18 protein-coding genes and 1 pseudogene are annotated in these 22,175 nt (G+C 59.9%); 5 read left to right on the top strand and 14 right to left on the bottom strand.

The features are described 5' to 3' along the window. Positions 1-2: 2 nt before the first annotated feature. The 6 genes from J4D52_RS27945 to J4D52_RS27920 form a co-directional block, all read right to left on the bottom strand. Positions 3-977, bottom strand: a complete 975-nt coding sequence (locus J4D52_RS27945; RefSeq protein ID WP_102678024.1) for a helix-turn-helix domain-containing GNAT family N-acetyltransferase — start codon at positions 975-977, stop codon at positions 3-5. 305 nt (positions 978-1,282) lie between these two features. Continuing rightward, positions 1,283-2,962 (bottom strand): GMC family oxidoreductase, encoded by a 1,680-nt coding sequence (locus tag J4D52_RS27940; RefSeq protein ID WP_102678025.1) that lies wholly within the window; start codon positions 2,960-2,962, stop codon positions 1,283-1,285. Positions 2,963-2,994: 32 nt separating this feature from the next. Continuing rightward, positions 2,995-4,296, bottom strand: a complete 1,302-nt coding sequence (locus J4D52_RS27935; protein ID WP_102678026.1) for a carbohydrate porin — start codon at positions 4,294-4,296, stop codon at positions 2,995-2,997. Positions 4,297-4,355: 59 nt separating this feature from the next. Next, complete coding sequence (locus tag J4D52_RS27930) at positions 4,356-5,420, bottom strand: 2,3-butanediol dehydrogenase (RefSeq protein ID WP_102678027.1); 1,065 nt, start codon at positions 5,418-5,420, stop codon at positions 4,356-4,358. Further along, on the bottom strand, positions 5,417-6,682 hold the full coding sequence (locus J4D52_RS27925) for an MFS transporter (RefSeq protein WP_102678028.1): 1,266 nt from the start codon (positions 6,680-6,682) through the stop codon (positions 5,417-5,419). Before J4D52_RS27925 ends, J4D52_RS27930 begins: the two co-directional genes overlap by 4 nt. 39 nt (positions 6,683-6,721) lie before the next feature. Beyond that, positions 6,722-7,255, bottom strand: coding sequence for a 2,4'-dihydroxyacetophenone dioxygenase family protein (locus tag J4D52_RS27920; RefSeq protein WP_053279413.1), 534 nt, complete (start codon positions 7,253-7,255; stop codon positions 6,722-6,724). A gap of 288 nt (positions 7,256-7,543) precedes the next feature. Between J4D52_RS27920 and J4D52_RS27915 the strand changes: the two genes are divergently transcribed. After that, positions 7,544-8,521 (top strand): helix-turn-helix domain-containing protein, encoded by a 978-nt coding sequence (locus tag J4D52_RS27915; protein WP_063431263.1) that lies wholly within the window; start codon positions 7,544-7,546, stop codon positions 8,519-8,521. A 113-nt stretch (positions 8,522-8,634) separates the two neighbouring features. Here the strand turns inward: J4D52_RS27915 and J4D52_RS27910 are convergent, their stop codons facing one another. The 5 genes and pseudogenes from J4D52_RS27910 to J4D52_RS27890 form a co-directional block, all read right to left on the bottom strand. Next, positions 8,635-9,741: a class II histone deacetylase gene (locus tag J4D52_RS27910; protein WP_102678029.1), complete on the bottom strand. Its 1,107-nt coding sequence runs from the start codon at positions 9,739-9,741 to the stop codon at positions 8,635-8,637. Positions 9,742-9,890: 149 nt separating this feature from the next. Next, complete coding sequence (locus J4D52_RS27905) at positions 9,891-11,054, bottom strand: MFS transporter (protein ID WP_371860330.1); 1,164 nt, start codon at positions 11,052-11,054, stop codon at positions 9,891-9,893. Positions 11,055-11,092: 38 nt separating this feature from the next. Next, entirely contained in the window at positions 11,093-11,968 is an 876-nt protein-coding gene (locus J4D52_RS27900) for a transporter (protein ID WP_102678031.1), read from the bottom strand. A 137-nt stretch (positions 11,969-12,105) separates the two neighbouring features. Next, positions 12,106-13,083 carry a helix-turn-helix transcriptional regulator gene (locus J4D52_RS27895; protein ID WP_102678032.1) on the bottom strand — a complete coding sequence of 326 codons (978 nt, stop codon included), beginning with the start codon at positions 13,081-13,083 and terminating at the stop codon, positions 12,106-12,108. Between the two features lie 161 nt (positions 13,084-13,244). Then, positions 13,245-13,361 (bottom strand): annotated as a pseudogene (locus J4D52_RS27890) (IS3 family transposase); the annotation flags it as partial. Positions 13,362-13,497: 136 nt separating this feature from the next. Here J4D52_RS27890 and J4D52_RS27885 point away from each other — a divergent pair. From J4D52_RS27885 to J4D52_RS27870, 4 genes are all read left to right on the top strand, one after another. Next, complete coding sequence (locus tag J4D52_RS27885; protein WP_102678033.1) at positions 13,498-13,884, top strand: hypothetical protein; 387 nt, start codon at positions 13,498-13,500, stop codon at positions 13,882-13,884. A 679-nt stretch (positions 13,885-14,563) separates the two neighbouring features. Continuing rightward, positions 14,564-15,256: a hypothetical protein gene (locus J4D52_RS27880; protein ID WP_146018019.1), complete on the top strand. Its 693-nt coding sequence runs from the start codon at positions 14,564-14,566 to the stop codon at positions 15,254-15,256. A gap of 56 nt (positions 15,257-15,312) precedes the next feature. Beyond that, a complete protein-coding gene (locus J4D52_RS27875; RefSeq protein WP_146018020.1) occupies positions 15,313-15,894 on the top strand; it encodes a hypothetical protein in 582 nt (193 codons plus the stop codon). Between the two features lie 124 nt (positions 15,895-16,018). Beyond that, complete coding sequence (locus tag J4D52_RS27870; RefSeq protein ID WP_102678036.1) at positions 16,019-17,407, top strand: HEPN domain-containing protein; 1,389 nt, start codon at positions 16,019-16,021, stop codon at positions 17,405-17,407. A 135-nt stretch (positions 17,408-17,542) separates the two neighbouring features. On the opposite strand, the gene J4D52_RS27865 is transcribed toward J4D52_RS27870, so the two are convergent. From J4D52_RS27865 to hpaB, 3 genes are all read right to left on the bottom strand, one after another. Further along, the gene (locus tag J4D52_RS27865) at positions 17,543-18,499 is read right to left on the bottom strand and encodes an endonuclease domain-containing protein (RefSeq protein WP_146018021.1); all 957 of its coding nucleotides are present in this window, start codon (positions 18,497-18,499) and stop codon (positions 17,543-17,545) included. Between the two features lie 1,546 nt (positions 18,500-20,045). Next, positions 20,046-20,558, bottom strand: a complete 513-nt coding sequence (hpaC, locus tag J4D52_RS27860) for a 4-hydroxyphenylacetate 3-monooxygenase, reductase component (RefSeq protein WP_053279407.1) — start codon at positions 20,556-20,558, stop codon at positions 20,046-20,048. Positions 20,559-20,633: 75 nt separating this feature from the next. After that, a partial coding sequence (hpaB, locus tag J4D52_RS27855) for a 4-hydroxyphenylacetate 3-monooxygenase, oxygenase component (protein ID WP_207272187.1) occupies positions 20,634-22,175 on the bottom strand: 1,542 nt, incomplete at its 5' end.

The following is a 22,175-nucleotide window of genomic DNA, read 5'->3' as shown; positions in this document are numbered from 1 at the left end:
TTTCAGGCCAGGCCTGGATGGCGGCGCTCGAACTTCTGCTCCAGCACGGTCTTGCCCCATTGCGCCGCCGGCTGTTCCGCCACCAGCCGGAAGCCGAAGGCTTCGTACAGATGCCGGGCAGCGTCCAGGCCGCTGAAGGTCCACAGGTAGCAGGACGCTGCCCCCACCTGGTCGCAGTGCTCCAGCGCTGCCTTGAGCAGCAGGCGACCGGTGCCGGTGCCACGGGCCGCCTCGTCGAGGATGAACCAGCGCAGATGGGCACTCTTGTCGGCTTGAGGGTGCTCCGGGGCGTCGCCGAGATCGATGGCGATCGAACCGACGATCTGTTCGTCCAGCACGGCCAGCCAGATGCCGTTATCCGGGTGGTCCAGGCGCTCGCTGAATTCCGCCAGACCGGCTGCGACGCGCTGTTCAAAGAACTGGCCGAAACCCACCAGGCGTGAGTAGTAGTGCGCATGCAGCTCGGTGATGCGGCCGATCATGCCCGGCCGATAGCCGCGCTGCACGCTAGGGATTGCCGCGGCGATCTGCCCATGGCCCAGGCGGCAGGCCTCCAGCGCCTGGGCATAACTGCGCATGCCAGCGACCACCTGGCTTTGCTCCCGCGGCGCAAGCAGGCGCAGCGCCTGTTCCACCTGGGCGCTGCCAAAGGCATGAATGGCGGCGACCTGTTCGCGCCCGCTGGCGGTCAGGCCCAGCAGCTTTTCCCGGGCATCGGTGGGGCTGGGGCTTTCCTGGATATCGCCGCGCTCGATGAGCTTGGCCAGCAGGCGGCTGACCGAGGACTTCTCCAGGTTCAGGGTCTTGCCCAGCTGGGCGGCGGTGAGCGGGGCGTACAGATCGAGTTCGATCAGCGCATGCACCGCCGAAGGCGCAAGATCGGAGCCGGCCAGGGTGGCGCCCATGAAGCCCAGCTCGCGCACCAGCTTGCGCGATTCGTTACGGATCTGATCCACCAGCGGCGAAGGGGAGGACATGGCTAGGCTCCTGATGTAGTTGTGCAATACAACTATATGTTTGAACGGCATCAAAATCCAGATAGCCGCCGGCCCGTGGGCTAGCACTTGCCGGTGCGATGCCGAATCGCTGTCGACACGGACGCTCCGTAGCCGCTGCCGAGCCTGCGAGGCTGCGATCGGCCAGCGGCCGTAAACTGGGCGCCCCGTTCTTCCTGGTAAACCGCGAGCCCAGGTTTGCGAGGACTTCGTCCTCGATCGCAGCCTCGCAGGCTCGGCAGCGGCTACAGATTCGGCGCGCCAACACGAAACCCGTAGGGGGCTTTTTAGCCAATTGCCAGGGTGGATACCGGCTCCTCCAGGCGAACAGGGTTTTCCATCGTCGGCGCCGGTTTACCCAACAACAGGTCCGCAGCCTTTTCGCCGATCATGATCGCCGCCGCGTTGGTATTGCCGGTGGTCAGGCTCGGCATGATCGACGCGTCGGCCACCCGCAGGCGGTGCACGCCGTGGACCCGCAACTGGTCGTCGACCACCGCCTGCTCGTCGTGGCCCATCTTGCAGGTGCCGACCGGGTGGAACACGGTGCCCAGGTTGTCGCGAATCCATTGCTCGATCTGCGCCTGGCTCTCGACTTGCGGGCCGGGCACCAGCTCGCCCTTGAGGCGCCGGGCGAACGCCTGGCTCGCCGCCAGCTTGCGCACCAGGCGCACGCCCGCCACCAGTTTGCGCAGGTCCTCCGGGTGACTGAGAAAATTGCTATCGATCAGCGGCTTGTCATGGGGATCGGCGGAATTGAGTCGGACCTGGCCACGGCTTTGCGGGTGCATCACGGCGATATGCAGGCTGACGCCATGGCCCAGGGGCACCAGGCGCTGGGGCTGGTTCTTCAGCGCCGGGGCGACGATCAGGCCCAGTTCCGGCGCGGCGTCCTCGGCCTGCAGGCGCAGGAAACCGCCGGACTCCACGGTGTTGGAAGTCAGCGGGCCGCTGCGCCGGCTCAGGTACTGCCAGGGCGAGCGCGCCAGGGGCAACAGGCCCTTGGCCGACACGCCGTAGGTCAGCTCGCTGTCGCAGCGATACATCAGCACCACGTCCTGATGGTCCTGCAGGTTGTGGCCGACCCCGGGCAGTTCGTGGCGCTGGGCGATGCCATGGCGCTCCAGCTCGGCGGCCGGGCCGATGCCGGAGAGCAGCAGCACCTGCGGCGAGTTGATCGCCCCGGCGCTGAGGATCACTTCGCGCCGGGCCTGGAGCTGGAACACTGCGCCCTCCTGGCTGACCTCGACGCCGCAGGCGCGGTTGCCTTCCAGCAGCACCCGGTGGGTCAGGGTCGAGCTGAGGACAGTGAGGTTGGGCCGCGACAGCGCCGGGTGCAGGAAGGCCCGCGCGGCGCTGCAACGCTCGCCGTTGATCTGGGTGACATGGAAGGGGCCGTAGCCTTCCTGTTCCTCGCCGTTGAAGTCCGGGTTGTAGCGCCAGCCCAGTTCCTGGGCGGCCTGGTAGAACACCTCATTGATCGGGCTCGGGCTGCGTTGCGCGGCGACGTTGAGTTCGCCGCCCTGGCCGTGCCAGGTCGAGGCACCGGGCTCGAAGTGCTCCGAGCGCAGGAAGTACGGCAACAGTTCGTCGTAGCTCCAACCCTGGTTGCCGGCCGCGGCCCAGCGGTCGTAGTCGCTGCGGTGGCCGCGGATGTAGATCATGCCGTTGATCGCGCTGGAGCCGCCCCAGAGCCGGCCGCGGGGGCAGGGGATCGGGCGGTCGCCGCTGGCGGCCTGGGCGCTGAACTGGTGCATCCAGTTCCACTTCGGGTTGGCGATCAGCCGGATGATGCCCGCCGGGGTGCGTACATAGGCGCCGGGGAACAGGCTGCGGTCGCTGGGGCCGGCTTCGATCAGGCAGACGCTGAGCTGCGGATCGGCGGACAGCCGGTTGGCCAGCACGCAACCGGCCGAGCCGGCCCCGACCACGATGTAGTCGAACGAACGCGGGGCAGAGTCAGTCATGGGAGATACCTCGTTGGCAGTGAGAAGCAGGTTCACAACCCCAGCGCCGCGCCGACGTCGTACATGACTTGCAGGCCGACGACAAAACCGTTGCCGCTGAGCTCGCGGGCCTCGGGGTTGTAGAAGTTGTCCGGGTTGATCAGGTACTGCACGCTGGGTTCGAGCGCCAGGTGCCGGGTCAGGGCGAAGTGGCCGTTGGCCTCGATGGCGTAGACATTGCGTTCGCCCAGGCTGGGGTCGCCGCCGTTGGCGATCCGTGCCTGTTGCTGGAAGCGCAGCTGGTGGTCGTTGAGGCGCAGGTAGCTGGCCTTGAGGTTGAGCTTGTCCTGGGGGCGGTCGAAGGGCGCCAGGTAAGTCAGGCCGATTTCGGCGAAATGGCTGAAGGGCTGCTTGTCGTCGGCGGCCAGGGACAGCGAGCCGAACGCCAGCAGAGCCTGGGGCGCGGTGCCCTCGCCGCCGTCGGCCCGCCAGAAACCTTGCTGGAACTTGAAGAAGGCGCCGCCGGTGCCGTGCTCGCTGGCGCCGGTCAGCGGGTCGTACTGGTTGGAGGTGTTGTAGTAGCCATTGAGTTCATAGTGGGAGCTGTAGGCGCCGTCATTCTTGCTGCCGATGCCCAGCAGCAGGCTGGTGCCGCTGGCGTCGTCGGTGCTGAAGTCCAGGCCCTTGCGTTTTTTCAGGTAGTCCACCGGGTTCGATTCGAAGGCGCCGGCATGCACATACAAGCCCGGCGTCGGCTGGTACTTCAGGTAGCCGCCCCAGCTGCCGTAGGGCGGCGGCAGGATGCCGGTGGACGAATCGATGATCGGGTCGTTGCAGGTGACCACAGTTTCGCAGTTGTAGATATAGAAGTAGCGCCGGGCGTTGGTACGGCCCAGGCTCATGTCGAGCTGGCCGTCGAGCCAGGTCTGCTGGTAGGTCAGCAGGCTCAACTGGTTGCTGGTGATGTCGTTGTGGATCGGCGCGCCGGCGAAATAGCTGCCGGCGGCGCCTTGCCAGTTGCGCGAGGTCGGCTGGCCGGTGGCGGTGTCGAGGATGAAGAAGGTTTCCTCGAAATGAACGGCCGCGCCTTCGAGGCCGGCGAGGGTATCGAGGTCGAAGTCGGCGCCGACGAACAGGTTGCCACTGTTGCCGAAGCTGTGTTCCCGCGGACCGGTGTCGAGGTTGTTCATCGACAGGCTCCAGAACTGCACATGGGGTCGGATGCCGTAGCCGGCCAGTTGCTCGCCGAGCCCGGCCAGCGGGCCTTCGCGGCTGGGCGTCGGAGTCCCGGCCTGGCACAAAGGGGTGAACAGGACAGCCGCCAGCAGCGGGCACAGCAGGGGAGTGCTTTTCATGGTCGGTACTCGTTTCTTGTTGTTTTTGTGATGAGTCGTTCAGGTGTTGCGCCTACAGGTCATGCCTTGGCCAGCGATGGGTTGGGATTGACCAGCACCTTGATCTGGCTCTTGTCCCGCAGCAGCGCCTCGAAGCCATGCTCCACGGCCTGGTCCAGGGTCACGCAGCGGGTCACCGCGCGGGTCAGGTCCAGGCGGCCGCTGGCCAGCAGCTCGATCAGCGGCGGATAGGCATTGCGATAACCCACGCTGCCGAGCAGGCGCAGTTCGTTGTTCACCAGGTGGAAGGCATCGACGCTGACCTCGCCCATCAGGCCCACCAGCACCACCTCGCCGCCCTTGCGCAGGGCATGCAGGGCCAGGCTCAGGGTCTGCTGGCTGCCGGCGGCTTCGAAGGCGGTGTCGACGCCTCCGCCGCTCAGTTCGTGCAGGCGTTGCGGCAGGTCGGCGGCGTGGCCGTCGAGCACTTCCTGGGCGCCGAAGTCGCGGGCCAGTCGCCGTCGTTCCGGGCTGATGTCGACGGCGAAGATCCGCTCCACGCCGCGCAGGCGCGCCAGCAGGATCAGCAGCAGGCCGATGGGGCCGAGGCCGAACACCACGCAGCTGTCACCCGCCAGCAGGCTGCTCTGGTTCAACGCATGAAAGGCCACCGCCGCTGGCTCCAGCACCGCGGCCTGCTTGAAGCTCACCGAATCCGGCAGCGGGTGCAGCATGTAGGCCGGCACCAGCACCTGTTCGGCGAAACCGCCGTCGCCCATCAGGCCGATGAAACCCATGGACTGGCAGAGGTTGTACTGGCCGGCGCGGCAGTACTGGCAATCGCCGCAGCGATACTCCGGCTCCACCGCCACCCGGCTGCCGACCTGGACCCGCTCGACGCCCGCGCCCACCGCCAGCACCTGGCCGCAGAATTCGTGGCCGAGGGTCAGGGGCGCGCGGCAACCGGACAGCGGGTGGGGCTGCTGTTGCGGGATCGAGTGCGGGCCGTCGGCGTATTCGTGCAGGTCGCTGCCGCAGATACCGCAGTAGGCCACCTGGACCAGCACCTCGCCCGGGCCGGGCTGTGGCAGTTGCAGATCGCTCAGGCGCAGGTCGCGGGCGGCATGCCAACGTAATGCTTTCATGGCTGGTTTCCTTGCAGGGCACAAGAGGGGGAAGGTTCGGCACGGCGACCGCGGGCCAGGACCGCCGGCGCGGTTTCCTTGAGGAACAGGGCCAGCAGCGCGGCCAGCAGGGCGCCGCCGCAGGAGATCCACATCACGATGGACAGGCCGAAACGGTCGGCGGCGAAGCCGGCGATGGTCGGCGAGACGAAACCGCCCACCAGCTCGCCGATGCCCATGATCATGCCCAGGGCGGTGGCCATGACTTCCCGGGGCACGGTTTCCGCCGGGATGGTCGCCATGAACAGGGTGAAGCAGCCCAGGCCGGTGTAGGTCAGCAGCATTAGCACGCCCATCAGCAGCGGGCTGTTGGCGTAGAGCAGGGCGATCGGGCAGCAGGCGGCGATCAGCGAGAACAGCACCAGGGTCGGGCGGCGGCCGAAGCGGTCGGAAATCGCCGCCACGCCGAAGCCCCATAACACCCAGGCGCCGCCCAGGCAACTCATCACCGTGCCCATGCTCGCCGGGCTGTAGCCGCGGACCTTGACCAGGAAGGTCGGGGTGAAGGAGATCAGGATCACGAACCAGGTGAGGAACACGCAACTGATCAGGGTGCAGAGCACGATGTTGCGGCTTTTCAGCAGGGCCAGGCGATTGACCGGTGCTTTGTCGCTGTCGCTAGTGGGGGCTGGCGCCGGCGCGTCGTTGCGCACGTAGCGCCAGATCAGCAGGGCGATCAGCAGCCCGGGGACCAGCGAGACGATAAAGGCGTGGCGCCAGCCGTAGGCTTCAGCCAGGGCGATCAGCACCGGCGGGCCGATCACCGCGCCCAGCAGCCCGGCCGCCGAGCCTTGCAGCAGGCCCATGTTCAGGCCCCGGCGATGGGGTGAGGAGGCCTCCACCATCAGCGATTGCGAGAGCGGCAGGATCGGCCCTTCGGCCAGGCCCATGATGCCGCGGAACAGCAGCAGGCTGAGAAAGCCGGTGACCAGCCCCGACAGCGCCGAGCACAGGGAAAACAGGATCACCGCGACGATCAGCAGCGGCTTGCGCTTGCCACGCCGGTCCGACCAGGCCCCGACCAGCGCGCCGGACAGCGCCCAGGCCAGGGCCAGGACCGACGACAGCATGCCCAGGTGGCTGTTGCTCAGTTGCAGCTCGTCGGCCATGAAGGGGAACAGGAAGGACAGGGCCAGGCGATCGAAAAAGACGAAACCGAACGTCAGGAACAGCACGCCCAGCAGGATGTTCTCGTAACCGGCTTTATTGTTGTTGTAAGCCATGGTTGTTCTCCGCGGGAGGGACAGGTGAATGTCGAAACTTCAGCGAAACAGCGTGTCGATATAGGCCGCGCCGAGGCCGATCTTTTCGTAGTGCGCGCGGCACATGGCGATGTAGGAGTGCACGTCGAAATAACCCTCCGGCTCGCCCTGTTCGTCGAGCCAGATCAGCGGGCCCTTGACGATGAAAAACGCGCGCATCGGTTGCTCGTGCTCGTAGGCCACCAGGGTGTGGCCTTCGCCCGGGGTCTCGTAGACGAAGTCGCCGGCGGTGGCGGTCCAGTCGTGCTCCAGGTAGCCCCACTTGCCGGACAGGGTGTAGGCGAACACTTCGTGGGGGTGGTAATGCCGGTTCACCAGCCCGGCGCTGCTGGCCATGAGGATGTCGCACCAGCGGTTCTCGCTCGGCGAGATCCACAGCGGCCGCGAGGACACGGTTTCGGTGAAGGGCACATAGAGCTTCAGGTCGTCGCTGGCGGCATTGGGCAGGTAGACCTCGGGCTTGGCGTCCGGCTTGAAGCAATTGGCGATCGGTTGCAGGTCTTTCCAGAATTCACGGCTGGCGGCTTCGGGCATGGTCGGCCTCTATTCGTTGTGGGAGTCGAGGCGACTTTAGGCGCGGCGCGCGGGCGGGGTTTTATCGAATCGGACGGGATTGTTGACTGGATCGGACGAGACTTTTCCTACAGGCTTCAGGGACGCTGTTTACCCTGGAAATCGACTTGCACCCACAGCGTTTCACGTTGACAGGGTATAAGGTTCATATATTAATGAACGACCGCGGCCGGTGTGTTCCGCGGCCTCGGTATCCGGTCACTGCCTTGCCGACCGGGGAATGCTTTCTAGCCCATGAGAAGAATAAAAATGTCTCCATGCGCCTTGCTCGAAACCCGGCATGCCTGCACCCAGAGCATCGCCCTGGATCAGCGGCTGGCCTTCTGGGAGGACTACAACGCCTCCACCCTGGTCGGCCTCAAATGCAGCTCTTTTTGTGAAAGCGGTTTTGCCGCCAGCCAGGACAACCTGCAGCTGGAGGGCATGCGCCTGGCGCAGATCGAGGGCAACGAGCACGTGGTCGAGCGTGACAACTCGATGATCCGCTCGGTGCCCAAGGAATCGGTGTTCGTGTCCTTCGTCACCGGCAGCGGCTCGTTTTTCTACCAGGACGGCGCCTGCCAGTTGCTCGAACCGGGCGAGCTGATCGTCTACCGCACCGACAAACCCTACCTGTTCGGGTTCTCCGGGCCGATGCGCCAGTTCATTTTCGACATTCCCCAGGAGCTGTTCGCCGAGCGCTGCCTGAAGCGCTTCGACCGCCCGCTGAAGATCGGCGGACAAAGCGGCGTGCAGCGCCTGTTGCTGCGCACCCTGGGCGAACGCACCCGGGGGTTTTTCCAGCAGCCCCTGAGCCAGGACGCCGATGATTATCAGAACCAGGCGTTGGAGCTGTTGGGCAGCCTGATCGCCGGGCAGGTGGGAGAGCGGCGGATCAATGCGCTGAGCGCCTCCTACCTGCTGGCGGCCAAGCAGTGCATCAACGAACAGTTGGCCGACCCGGACCTGAGTTGCGAGCGGGTGGCCGCGCAAACCGGCATTTCGCCGCGGCACCTGAGCCGGCTGTTTGCCCTGGAAGACACCCAACCCAGCCGCTTTATCCTGGAAAAACGCCTGCAGCAGGCCTATGACCTGCTGAGCAGCCCACGGGGAGCGGGCCTGGATATCGGCGAAATCGCCTACCGCCACGGTTTCACCAGCCAGGCCCACTTCGCCCGGGCGTTCAAGGCCCATTACGGCCAGACCCCGAGCGAAGTGCGCGCCTCCCAGGCATCCCCCTCCTCGTAGGAGCAGCCGGTCGACGCTCGATTGCTCGCGATAGCCGCGCAGCGGCGATGTACCTGCCACTGCGCGTTATCGTTGTAAATCCATCGCGAGCAAGCTTCGCTCCTACAAGGTCGCTACAGCGCCTCGGCCTGACGGTCGAGCAATTGGCGTTGAAACGCCTGGAACTCCGGGTTCGGTTGCTGGAGCCGGATGAATTCCAGCATCGGGTCGGTCACCGCGGTCCTGACACCGGCCAGCTCCTCGACCGTCGCCAGCCCGCAGAAGGGCACATAGGCCTCGGAATAACCACCTTCATGGACCAGCACCAGGCGGCCCTGGCACAGGCGCTCGGCGGCTTCGCGCACCTGGCGGGTCATGGCGCGGAACGAGTCGCTGTGCAGCAGCATCCGCGCCAGCGGGTCGACCGCGTTGGCGTCGTAGCCGCAGGCAACGATGATCAGCTCCGGCTGGAAGCGCTCAAGGGCCGGCATCACGATGCGTTGCAGGGCATGCAGATAGGCATCGTGGCCGCTGCCGGGCAGTAGCGGGATATTGAGATTGGCCCCCAGCCCGGCACCGCGGCCGCGGTCCTGTTCGCCGCTGTAGCCGGGTGGGAAGCAGCCGTCCTGGTGCAGGGAAATGGTCAGCACATCGCCGCGTTCCTCGAAGATCGACTGGGTGCCGTTGCCGTGGTGCACGTCCCAGTCGATCACCGCGACCTTGCCCAGGCCGCGCCTGGCCTTGGCCGCCTCGATGGCGATGGCGATATTGGCCAGGAAGCAGAAGCCCATGGCGCCATCGGCCAGGCAATGGTGTCCCGGCGGGCGGGACAGCGAGTAGGCGTTGTCGGCTTCGCCGCCGAGCACCGCATCCACCGCGGCCATGGCCAGGCCGGCGGAAAGCCGGGCGATCTCGTAGCTGCCCGGGCCGATTGGCGCTTGCGGGCCGAGTTCGCCGCCACCGGCCTCGCTCAGGGACTTGAAGCGTTGCAGGTACTCGGCGCTGTGCACCCGCAGCAGGTCTTCTTCGCTGGCGGCCGTGGCGCTGCGCACCTGCAACTGGCGGGTCAGGCCGGAGACGTCCAGCAGGCTTTTCAGGCGGCGCTTGGTTTCCGGCGATTCGGCGTGCCCGGCCGCGGCGGGCGGTTGCACCCAGCCGCCCACCGGCAGCGTCAGCGCATGTGGCCCGGCGCTGTGCCAGAGGCTGAGTTCATCGAAGAAAAACGCGGTTTTACGGGGCATGGGCATATCCATCTATGGGGCGAAAGTTTGTGGCCGCTGCCGCAGACTGCGATAAGTCCGAAGGCCTTCAGCGATCTGGAAACCGCAACGGCCCTGCGGGCCGATCGCAGCCTGCGGCAGCGGCTACAGGAGTCAGGTGTTCAGGGGATTCAGGTGTCGCGCCGGCAGCCGAGGATCAGCGCCAGCGACAGCAGGGTCAGGCAGGCGCCGCCGATCAGCAGTGGCTGGAAGCCGCCACTGCTTTCGATCAGCCGCCCGGCCAGCGCGGGGCCGATGGCCAGGCCGCCGCCGATCACCAGGTTGGAGGCGTTCATCAGCTTGCCGGAGCGGTCGAGGTCGGCCAGGCAGGCGAGGATCAGCGGCAGGATGAAGGTCCAGGTGAACTTGAAGACCAGGGCGGCGAGGGCGAAGCGCGTCAGGGTCGGCGCCCCCAGCAGCAACAGCACCGAGCCGGCCATCAGGCCGTAGCCGAACAGCAGCAACAGCAGGCGCGGCAGGCGATTGCCGATCAGCGAGGCGCAACCGGCGCCGACGATGCCCATGACCGTGGCGACGGCCAGCAGCTCGCCGCTGGCTTGCGCGGAGATGCCGGCCTTGGCGCTGATCGAGCCGATAAAGGTCCAGACCCCGCTGAGGCTGATATAGAACCCGAGGATGCCGAGAATGCCGCACAGCGCTTTCCACTTCGGCACGGTGGCGGCCTGCTCCGCGGTTTTTTCCGTGGCTGGCGCGCCCTGGGGAAAGTAGCGCGCCAGGGGCAGGCACAGGGTCATCAGCAGCGCCAGCAGCAGGTAGCAGGCCGCCAGGCCGTAGTGCTCGAACAGCCGCGGCAGAATGCCCAGGCCCAGCGCCCCGACCACCAACTGGCCCATGACCCACAGGCCATAGGCCCGGCTGGGGTTGGCGGTGGAGGCGGCGCTGGACAGGCAGATGATCATCAGCGAACCGCCGGCCAGGGCGCTGCAGAAACGCAGGGCCAGCAGCGCGGCATAACCCTGGGCCCAGATCGACAGCAGGTTGGCGACTATGAACAACGCCCCGGCCAGCAGCGCCGCGCGGCGCCAGTCGACGCGCTTGAGCCACCAGAAGGCGGGCAGGGTGGCCAGGCTCATGGCCCCCAGTTCGGTGGAAAACAGGTCGCCGATCTGCGACGGGCTCAGCTGCCATTGGCTGGCCAGTTGCGCGGCCACCGCCGGGGCGGTCATGAGGACGGTCGGGGTGATGGCGGCGAACAGCACGATGGCCGCCAGCAAGGCCAGCGGCGATGCCGTACTCGGCTGATCGCCGGTGAGCGCCTGGCTCTTGTCGATCATGGGGGTATTCATGGTGGGTAGCTCCGGGAAAAAGCGCTTCAGAACACGTGGACCAGACGCAACAAGGCGTCGGTGCCGTGGTAGCCATTGCGGGTGGCGACGTTTTGCGAGAGGCCGAACATCAGCTGGTTCTGCTTGTCCAGCCAGTGACCGACCTCGAAGCCGACCTGGGTGTAGCGCTTGTGGGTGTCGTCGATGCGTTGGTCGTTGATCCGCAGCTCGCCACCGTCGGCATGGATCAGGCGCAGGGCGCCGTAGGTGCTGGCGCTGAAGTCGTAGGAGGCGAAGGCTTGCAGGCGGTACAGCGGATCCTGTTTCAGGTCGCTGCCGAAATAGTCGTCGTTCTTGGCGTAGAGCTGGGCTTCCAGGTTGGCTTCCAGCACCCACTTCTCGCCGACGCCCTGGGTGTAGTTGTAAACGAAGGTCGCGCCCCAGCGGTTGGCGCCCGGCGAGACATCCGGATTCTCGCTGTGGTATTCGCCTACCGGCAGGGTGATCAGGGTCAGCAGGCCGCTGTAGGTACGGCTGGCCGGGTCATTGATGAAGAACAGGGTGCCGCCGACCTGCGGGTCGCCGAAGCCGCTTTCCCCGGTGTGACGGGCGCCGCCGGGCAGGCGCGCGTCGATATCGGCGAAGGGCAGGATGAATTGCGGGGTGCACAGGGTGCCGCAGATATCGGTGAAGAACACCTGGCGGTAGGCCAGGGCGTTGACCTTCAGCTCGGCCTTGCCGGTGCTGTCGGCGGGGCCGTGGAAGTCGTCGGCGCGGGTCGCCGGCAGGTACAGCACACCGAGGCTGGTGCCCGAGGGCGCGCCGAAGAAGTCGCGGGCGTTGAGGTCGGCGGCGCTGGCGTTCAGGCTCAGCAGGGTGCCGGTGAAGGCCAGGGCGGTGCGGCGCGGAAGCGTTCTGGTCATGGGCGTCACGTCTCTTTTTTAAAGTTGTTGTGCGGCGAAAGGCTCGCCGGTACGCGGCAGTGGCTGGAAAAAGGGCAAAAGCGCCCCGTGGCCGTCAAAACGACAGCGCGAAAGTCAGTCAGGAAAGGGGCTAAGCGTCAGTCGGGCGGAGCGTGCAGCAGGTGGGCGATGCGGGTCTTGTCCTTGACCCCGAGCTTGTTGTAGATGGCGCGGATGTGATGGCGCACGGTGTTCGGCGACAGGCCCAGCTCGCGGGCGATTTCCTTGTAGGTCTTGCCTTCGCCGAAGCCCAGGGCCACGTCGTTTTCCCGTGGGCTCAGTTGGGTCAGCAGCGTGCGGCCGCGGGCGGCGAGCAGGAACAGGTCGCCCACCGGCGAGGCCTCGAACTGCAGGTGCCGGCCTTCATAACCGCCGTCGACCACGGGCACGGGCAGGCAGGGGCCGCTCCAGTCCGGCCATTCGCCAAGCAGTAGGTCGACGAAGCCGCGTTCGGCGCAGTGCAGGGTGCCGCGCTGGTCGCACACCGCCAGCGCCAGGTTGCGCGGGCTGGTGAGGGTTTCGCGCATGGCCACCAGGGTGCGGATCTGGTTGGCCGACACCGCGGCCACCAGGTGCAGCATCAGGTTGTTCAGCAGCAGGCAGTCGTCGGCGTCGAAGCGCTTGGCGCCGGGGGCGCGATACAGCGCCAGGTGGTCGCTGAGGTGGGTCTGCGGGTCGATGTACACCACGCACAGCAGTTCGCCGATGTTGTAGGTCGTGCCCAGCCAGTTCAGGCCGGGACCGTTGGCCGGGTCGCGCATGTCGACTATCACCGCCTGGCCAGGGTGGGCATGGACCCGGCCGACGGTGATGTCGACGTGCTTGATCGACTGCCAGTCCGGCAGGTAGCTGGGGGGCAGGCGGTGGAGGTAGGAGCTGTGTTCTTCCGGCAGGCCGTCGATCAGCGCGGCTCGGCCCCACCAGGCGCTGTCGAAGGGCAGCAACTGGCCGATGCGGTTCAGCGCATGGCCATGGAAATGTTCGATGTCCTTGTGCTGCGCCAGGCGCTGCAACTCCAGGGTCAGCGAGCTGAAGGCTTGCAGCAGGCTGGCGTGGCCATGTTCATGACGGCTCATGGGGTATTCCTCTGTGCGACTTTCTTATTGTTTTCGTCACGGAGTCAGTAGCGACCGGAACGTCCAGGGACGTGGGCAGGGCCTAGGCACGAGTATCGTCGGGTTGGTGGGGGATCGCTATCCTACAGATGCAGGATGAAGGGGGGATGGGTGAAGCCATGCAATAAAAAACGACCGATATCCTGCTGCGCCAGCGATGCACTCATGTAGCCCACGGTCGGTATCCATTCCGCTTTCAGGCTGCGAAACAACTGCTCCATCGGTGCGTTGTCGTAGCATCCGCAGATTGGAGGTACGAGCCTACTGCGGCTACCATCCGACAAGGGTGGTAGCCTTTTTGTGCCTCATCATCGGCAAGCACGTGAAATCGCGCTCCCCGGAACGACTTCATCCAATGATTAACGGAAGAGAGCCATGTTCTACGAAAGTATTAAGGCAGCATGGAAGGCAGAGATTATCAGGATAGGTTTGCCAGAACAGGGCGGGGGTGAGCATGGCGCTATCGTGGCCAAGGGCTTGATTGGCCTCAAAGCAAAGTTTTTGAGCAGGGCTGAACTGAGTAAATTAGTAGATCTTGCTAGAGCGGATATGCAAAATGAAACTGCGTATTACAAGGCTTCGAGTATCGTTCACACGACCACTCTAGCAGTGCGAACATTCGGAAATCCTACTGCTGACCCTTTTGCGTACTTGAACGGCTACCTGAAAGCCTTAGAAGATAATTCTGTTCTTACAGCCTCACAGCTGCGTGAGCTTCGTGATCATCTGGCGGCTGCAAAAACTGTTAATTCAAATAGCTAGAAAGAAGCTGGCTAAGGCAGTCTATGACAAAAGATCCAGAAGGCATGCAAGCTCGCTCCTGTACGGTTAAATTCAAAGGAATGCTCCTCTGGTTGAATGACTTCATGTCGAGGCGGGAACCATATCAATGAGTAAGACAAATCCAGCGACAATTCAGAGGCAGCTTGAATTGTGGGAAGCTGCGACTGCAGCGCAACGGCGGTATGCCGAGGCTCAAGGCAGTGCCTCAGCAGAGCGTTTGGAGGAACTGCGTCAGCAAGTAGAATTCCTGACATCAACTGCTAGTACGTATCACCTGGATAGCATGTCGAGCGACAAGCAAATCCGTCACTAATGCCTTCTGAACTGTAGGCAGCCTGAGAACTACTAGCGGATGTTATGTGTTCCCCAGCAATGCGTTATAGCGAAACGATACAGCCACTTTTTATCAATACTGAAGGCTCATCACTCGTCTATCCGCCTAGGGGCAATCATTGCCAGCCACCTGCCAGCAGTACCAAAAATGGAAGACGAGCTTCACTTCAAAGTTAAACAGTTCTCTTTGGCGCCGAATTTGAATGTCGCCAGGATAATCGCGGCTGCTGACCCAATCTGTGGTAGTTGGCCTCCAGTCAGAATAATCCGCTAATACATGACTGCGAAATTCAACATCGGCAACCCATAGAGGAGAACCCATAAAATGCTAACCGAAGAAGACAAAGAGTTCATGTTTTCAAGAATGAAGGTACCTATCAACTCCATTGAGTCAAAGCTCAACGAACCATCGTGTAGAGAATATAAAGTCTTAATTGAAAACTCCATTTCGTCTTTCATAAAATCGATTCGTGCGCAGGACGAAGCAGGCTATACTCCAGAGCCACATTCGTTCGAAGATAGCCCTGCCGAAATTGAAATACAGGAAAGGTTTTTAGCGACTTTATCATTCATAAAGAATGAAGAAGCAGAGTTTGTTTTCGATGCTATCCGACATGCATTCAGCTTATACGCTAGCAACGGATTACACCAACTGTTTATTGGACAAGAAAACCAAGCCTGGTACCCAAAAGTAATTCTAGACTCCGAGCTAAACCCCAATGATATCGCCTCACTACCTGAAATAATTACACTCTATCGAGGAACCAATCGCACAGAGTTCCTACAAAGAAACTACGGCCAGTCATGGACCACTAGCAGAAAAGTCGCTCACGACTTCGCATTCAAACATTACGAGAATCAACCCGGCTTCAACAGACAAGAGCGCGTCATATTGCGGACCGAGTACCCCAGAGAGTCTGTGTACTACGCAAATCTTGCTCCAGAACATGAAGTAGTTGTCAACACAAGCCAAATCGGCACGGTAACCATTTCAGAGCACGATGGCAATCTGATTTAAAGCAAAAACACAAAACGCATCACCATACCTATAAACCAACATACGAGCTGAGTAATATGTTTTCTGAAAACTGGCCGACCTGCATCATTACAGCATTTGACCTTGTTGGAACCCGAAACCTTGCAGCCTCAGGAAAAGCTTCCTCTGCGATGATCGAAATGCACAGTGCTGCAGTCATGAAAATCAATCATAGCCTGCCACTCCATAGTCATGGCTATGTTTGGAACGATTCGGTGCTTCTACTCTCCTACATGACTGAACCGAACTGGTCAAAACAAGATTTTTTTTCCGAGCTTGATGATTTCAGATACTTTCTAGAAGAAAGAAGCGGAGCCGGCGTTTACGCGATTTCGGTGAAAGGATTAGCCTTCCCAGACAACCCTCTTATGTCAGCAGTGTTCAATGGGCAGATTTCTCAACAACCTCGTGCAGTTGTATTAAAAACGTCAAGTTGGGCAATGGCAAACTGCTTCGTGATCGAAAAAACTCTTGGCCACCACCGAGCTGACTGGTACATCGACGGGCGTATCGCCAACGGCGCTGAGCTACCAACACCATTCGCGTCTGAGGAAATCGAGTTACTCCCAAAGAACACCCCCAGAAAAATCAATATGTACAAAGGAAGCATCAAGATCTGAGATATAGATCGAAGAACGCATAGAGCCAATAGCAAGGTTTGAGTAGGGGAGCACCTCGATCAATCCCGCAATTCATATCTTCACCAAAACGAATAAAAAATCAATCCACACAAACGGACTTTGCATGCGCATCGGAGAAGAGCATAAAAAATCAGGATATTTCTGGCTGGCAGGTCGACCGGAAAGTAAAATCCCTGGCACATTAAGCATAAAAGAAAACGGAAAAATCAACCTTGAAGTGGTCGGAAACTTTGACGAAGATCCTTCACAGTTCGATGAAAATGATGACATGCTGCGAATTATTGGTCATGTAGAAAAAGATGGACTAGTCACCATCGATGACTGTTTCTACACCAGGAAGAATTTTCCGTTTGGCGGAATTTCTAAATCTGAACTAGTTTCGAATATGGTTCTTAGCGGGGGCGCTTGGGACAAAGACGAGGCTTTGCTGTTCAACACATTTTCATTTTCAACCGACTGCCTGGATGAATGGATTGGCATAACAGGCATAGAAGTTGAAAACGACAGAGAAAACAAAACAACAACAATCCGCTACACGCCTCCTGAGCAAATCGAGTTCAACCTCCACAACGGAATGAAGCTCCAGATCGGATTCTCATACACTACGCCTGGATATCCGGCCATAACAGAGGCGAAAATTACACAACGAGCCAACTTTCGTCTTACCTCTGAGGAACTGAAAGACATAGAAGACTTCAAAGCAATAGCGTATAAAATCACCAACCTATTATCTTTTGCCATTGACGACGTCGTATCGCTCAAGAATGTCTCCGCAAGATCCAACTATTTATTAGAAGACTATGGCAATGGGAGCAAACATCCAGCCAGAATCGCCATTTACTACGGAAGTGCTTTCTTCAAGGAAGACACACCCAAAAAGACTTGGCATAACATGCTTTTCCATTTTGGAAGAATCAGAGATGACGCGGAAAATATTTTCAATAACTGGCTAAACGCCTATGACGATCTTTCCCCAACTCTGGGGCTATATTTTTCCACCAGAAGCGGCGCTCAAAAATTCTTGGAAGGAAAGTTTCTAGCACTTGCACAGGGGCTAGAGACATACCATAGAAGAACATGCACCAAGACACTCATGGACGAGAAAGCTTTCTCTGCCCTAGTGGAAAAAGTCCTAGAGAATTGCCCAGCAGAACACACTGAATGGTTGGAAGGCAGACTCATGCATGGCAATGAGATCAATCTTAGAAATAGACTGAAATCCATTATCGAGCCTTTCAAAGAGCACTTGGGAACCAGCAAGACAAGATCAAAGCTTTTAACGAAGATCGTTGACACTAGAAACTATCTCACTCATTACAGCGAAAATCTGAAAGACAACTCAGCGAAAGGCCGAGAGCTCTGGGTTCTATGTACGAAAATGGAGATAATTCTCAGCTTACACTTCTTAAAAGTCATCGGCTTTGACAACAGAAAAGTCAGTGAGGTGGTAAGTGAAAACTACTCTCTCAAGCAAAAACTCAAGCTGGATTGAGCCTTACCTTGAAAGCAAGACGGCTCTGCAACCTCAGCCATCTGCTTAATTGAAAGGATAGATCTGCGGCGCAAATTTGCGCCGCTACGATCACAGCCTAAAATGTTGAGGCAAGCCAAAAAATATCAATTTAAATCAAGGCTTATTCAATCGTTCGACGCCTGCCAGAGAGCATATCTCGTCAATGCACTTGTCTAGATCTTTATAAATTTCACTGCCGGTGAAGCGCAGCACATGCCACCCCTGACCATAAAGCCAGCGATCTCTTTGCGCGTCATGGGTTCGCTGGTATTTTGTCTTGTGGTACTCATGCCCATCCAGCTCAATAGCAATTTTGTGCTCAGGTAAAGCAAAGTCAAGCCTGTACTTTCCAACACTATACTGAGGGTGTAAGTGAAGATCCAGGAAAGCCAGATTGTAAAACATTTGTTCAAGCGGAGAAGTGATCAGATTTCCAATGAACTCGTAGCCTAAATTAGGATCACGATTCAAGACTCTCGATAAAATTTCGTCCCCCTCGAAAACTGGCAGAACCAATTCACCTTCTCGGGTAGATCTTGCCTTGGATCGATCTACTAAAGGCACGATCTGACCAGGCCCCGCCTGGTAGTATGAATCTACGATTCGACACCCTAAACATGGACAGCCCGCCGCGACGCATCCTTTTGATATCACCCGCTTGTCAACTGTCATTGACATGTATGAGTGAGTAAAAGTTCCGTCCCCCTCCAGCTTGACCATCAGATATCCATCTGGAGTTTTAAAAATATCATCAAGTTTCTGCTTTGTAACTGTCCCTTTATATCGCCTATATCGGTGATGCTTCAGGCCTTTTAGCAGCAATCCGCCCTCATCGCTAAAAGGATAAGCCATCAATCCTTCCTGCAACTCTACGCCTTTTTCAGTCTCAATCACGGGATATTTTTCTTTACCGTCCTCCACTGCGGCTTGAAATAACATACAACCTAAACATTCGCACCCACTCCCTTTACACTCCTTGACTAGTACAAAATCGCCGAATTCTTCTGATACAATCACAAAAATTCTTCGATCATCGCTGGAATGCACTAGAGCATAGTTGTCTGGAGTCAAATTCCACCTCACTACAGCAGGGTTTGTCTTCCGGCTACACTTCCGCAAGCGGCTAAGCCAGCACCCAATTATACTCAGGCAGGAGTCTCAGAGGAAACCGTAAGGGCAGAGCGAGGTAGAATTAATAGGTGTATTGCGCTTGCTTTGTGCGGCAAACGTGTAGGCTTTTAACTCAGTCAGTTCGAGGCAAGACGGCGTTGCGTTTGATCATCAATATTTTGCGCCACGTATCGGATTAACCCGAGAGGGGACTTGCATTCGATAATTTCATACAAAACGCCTCTGCGACTACGTGGCAGTTTGGCATGTAGCCAATTCAGCTACCACCTTTTCTCTACCGGCTCCAAATCAAGGGTTGAGAATTTTATAGACTCCAAAAACTCGTCAAAGCTTGAGTACAGAAGAAATATCCCTCTAAAAGGCCAAGCCTGCATCATTCCCTCACCCCCGGCTATCTTAGATGACTTTATGTCCCCCTCGACAACGCCCTCTAAAGCCGAGCGAAGCTGTTTGCTTTCATAGTCAGGAAAACTGTCAAACCAAAAACCACTCCCGCCCGCACAACGCTTTAGCTGCTCAGCAAAGGAATTTCTGACCAGGCTTTTGGGCAAGCGAAACCTGAAAGAAAGAAGGCAATCCATTAAGTCCGTATATTTTAGTTCATAAAAATCACTACAGATCACAGGCTCCCTATCCTGTATAGCTTTCCCATATGAACACCCATCCCACAAGGCATGCCAAACAAGACCTTGCAACTTAAATGGTTTCTGGCAATAGGAGCACTCATTTACTAACCATAAGCGATGTTTAGAGCAAGCCCTAACATAGTTCTGATGTCCTCGACGCCAATATGAATATCCAAACGTACTGGCATCAGAGCGCATACAGTACGCGCACATACCGACTGCATGCCTACCACTACCTCCTCTAACCACGTCATTCGTATTATGACCATCACCAAACATAGGATAAGGCAAGAAGCGCTGATCCTCATCTACAGGTATTCGCCAAAGCGGGCTCGTCGTGTGCAAATGAAGAAGCCTATTTCCATCATACACAGTCGACAAAACTGCCGCGAAGAGTAATTTTCTAAGATTTCTTGAGTTCCAGCCATTGACCTGTAGCTTTAAAAAAACAAATCGAGAGTCATCTTCATGAAAGAACAACCTGCATCTTGAAATATAAGACTCGAAGGCCTCTTCATGTTGAATCTTGAGAATTTTTTGTATGAGTACTGATCGGCTAGCGGTCCTTCCCCATAAAGGACCAGTGGCACACAGGACGCATGAAATTAGACTTGAGACAACTGATAGTATGTAGCGACAGATTCTATTAAACGGCGACAGAATCTATTACACAGCTTCAGGGGTGACAAGCTTTTGTAGGAGCGAAGCTTGCTCGCGATAAATCCGCAACGATAACGCGCGCTGGCAGGTGTATCGCCGCTGCGCGGCTATCGCGAGCAAGCTTCGCTCCTACAGAAGATCAGAAGATCAGCGGCTATCGCGGGCAAGCCTCGCTCCTACAGAAGAAAGAGAGCGGCAGATCAGGCCGCCTGGACGGCCCGCTGCAACCGATGGAAACCACGGCTGAAATACACCAGCGAATCGCCGTGTTCGCGCACGCAGATTTCATCCAACTGCACCAGCATCACCGAATGGGTGCCGATTTCCTGGACCTCGGTGATCCGCCCCTGCAGGCTGGCGAGGGCACCGTCGAGCACCGGCAGGGCGTCCTGGCCGTCGCGCCAGGGGTGCAGGCTGAAGCGCTGCTCCATCTCTACCCCGGTCATGCCGGCGAAGTGCCGGGCGACTTCTTCGTGTTCGCCGCACAGCACGTTGACGCAAAGTCGGCCGTTGCGCTTGAACACCGGGTTCAGGGCGCTGTTGCGGTTGACGCAGACCATCAGGCTGGGCGGGCTATCGGTGACCGAGCAGACCGCGGTGGCGGTGATGCCGCAGCGTCCGGCCGGGCCGTTGCTGGTGATGACGTTGACCGCCGCGGTCATGTGCGCCATGGCATTGCGAAAGGCCTGTTGCTTGGGATCGAGTTGAGTCATGACAGATTCCTCGGGTGAGCCCGCGGGCGCCGGCAATCGCTGGTCGCCCCGCGGGTCATTCAGGTCGGGCGGCGCTTACTGGCGGATGCGGTCGAGCATGTTGATGTCGTCCGGGTTGGTCAGGTGCGGCACCGTCCAGCCGTCGAGGTCGTAGTCGCCGAGGCATTTGTCCACCAGCTCGGTCATGGCTTTCATCGAGCCGGTGGCCTGGGCATGGCGCAGGCACTGCATGCGGATTTCGTCCTGGCTACCGGCATAGTTGATTTCATACAGCTCGTGGCGGCCGCCGAACTCGGTGCCGATGGCATCCCACAGCAGCTTGAGGATCTTGATCCGCTCCTCGTGGCCCATGCCCGCCGAGCCCCGGCAATAGGTGCTCAGGTACTGGTTGAGGACCGGGTCCTTGAGGTCGCGGGAGCCGGACGGCAGGTAGATCAGGCCGCTGGCCACCACCTGTTCGATGATCTTCTTGATGTCGGTGTAGGCCTGGGGCGCCAGTACCCGGTAGGCCTGCAAGGCCTGGGCGCTGGGCAGGAAGGCGCCATTGAGCCATTCGCTGGCGTTGCCGTGCATGGCATCGGTCAGCGACCAGAACAGGTTGCGCCAGGCCACCACCTCGCCGACCTGCGCCTGCACCCCGCGAAACTCCAGGGAACCGGTGCACTGCAAGGCCTTGACCAGCAGCCCGGTGATGAAGTCGAGCTTGACCGCCAGGCGGGTGCAGCCCTGCATCGGGAACAGCCGGCCGAAACCGCCTTGCGGGAACCACTGCCGGCAGCGCTCGAAGTCGCGGTAGATCAGCACGTTTTCCCAGGGGATGAACACCTTGTCCATGATCAGGATCGCGTCGTTCTCGTCGAAGCGGCTGGACAGCGGGTAGTCGAACGGCGAGCCAGTCATGCCGGCCTGCAGTTCATAGGACGGGCGGCAGATCAGCTTCATGCCGCGGGTGTTCATCGGCGCGATGAACATCAGGGCGAAGTCGGTATTGTCCCCCAGCAGCTGCGCCGAACCCTGGCCGACGAAGTTGTAGTGGGTCAGGGCCGAGTTGGTGGCCACCACCTTGGCGCCGCTGACGATGATCCCGCCCTCGACTTCCTCGTCCACCGAGATGAACACGTCCTTGACCTGGTCCACCGGTTTGTCGCGGTCGATCGGCGGGTTGACGATGGCGTGGTTGAGGTACAGGCAGGCTTCCTGGATGCGCTTGTACCAGGTGCGGGCGTTGTCTGCGAACTGGCCGTAGAACTCCGGGTTGGCGCCCAGGGCGCTGCCGAAGGCGGCCTTGTAGTCCGGGCTGCGGCCCATCCAGCCGTAGGTCAGGCGCGACCACTCGGCGATGGCGTCGCGCTGCTGGCGCAGGTCGTCGGCGCTTTTCGCCGAGCGGAAGAACTTGTGGGTGTAGCCGCCGTTGCCGGTGTCGGTGGCCCAGCACAGCTTGTCCTTGGTCTCGGGGTCGTGCAGGGCATCGTAGAGGCGCGCCATGGAGGCGGCGGAGTTGCGGAACGCCGGGTGGCTGGTCACGTCCTTGACCCGGTCGCCATAAATGTAGATTTCGCGATCATCGCGCAGGCTGGCCAGGTATTCGGCGCCGGTCAGCGGGCGGTTGGTCTCGGC

Origin of the sequence: Pseudomonas sp. GW460-12-10-14-TSB1, assembly GCF_017349775.1 — a bacterium.
Lineage (GTDB): Bacteria > Pseudomonadota > Gammaproteobacteria > Pseudomonadales > Pseudomonadaceae > Aquipseudomonas > Aquipseudomonas piscium.
This window is presented reverse-complemented; position numbering and strand designations above follow the sequence as displayed.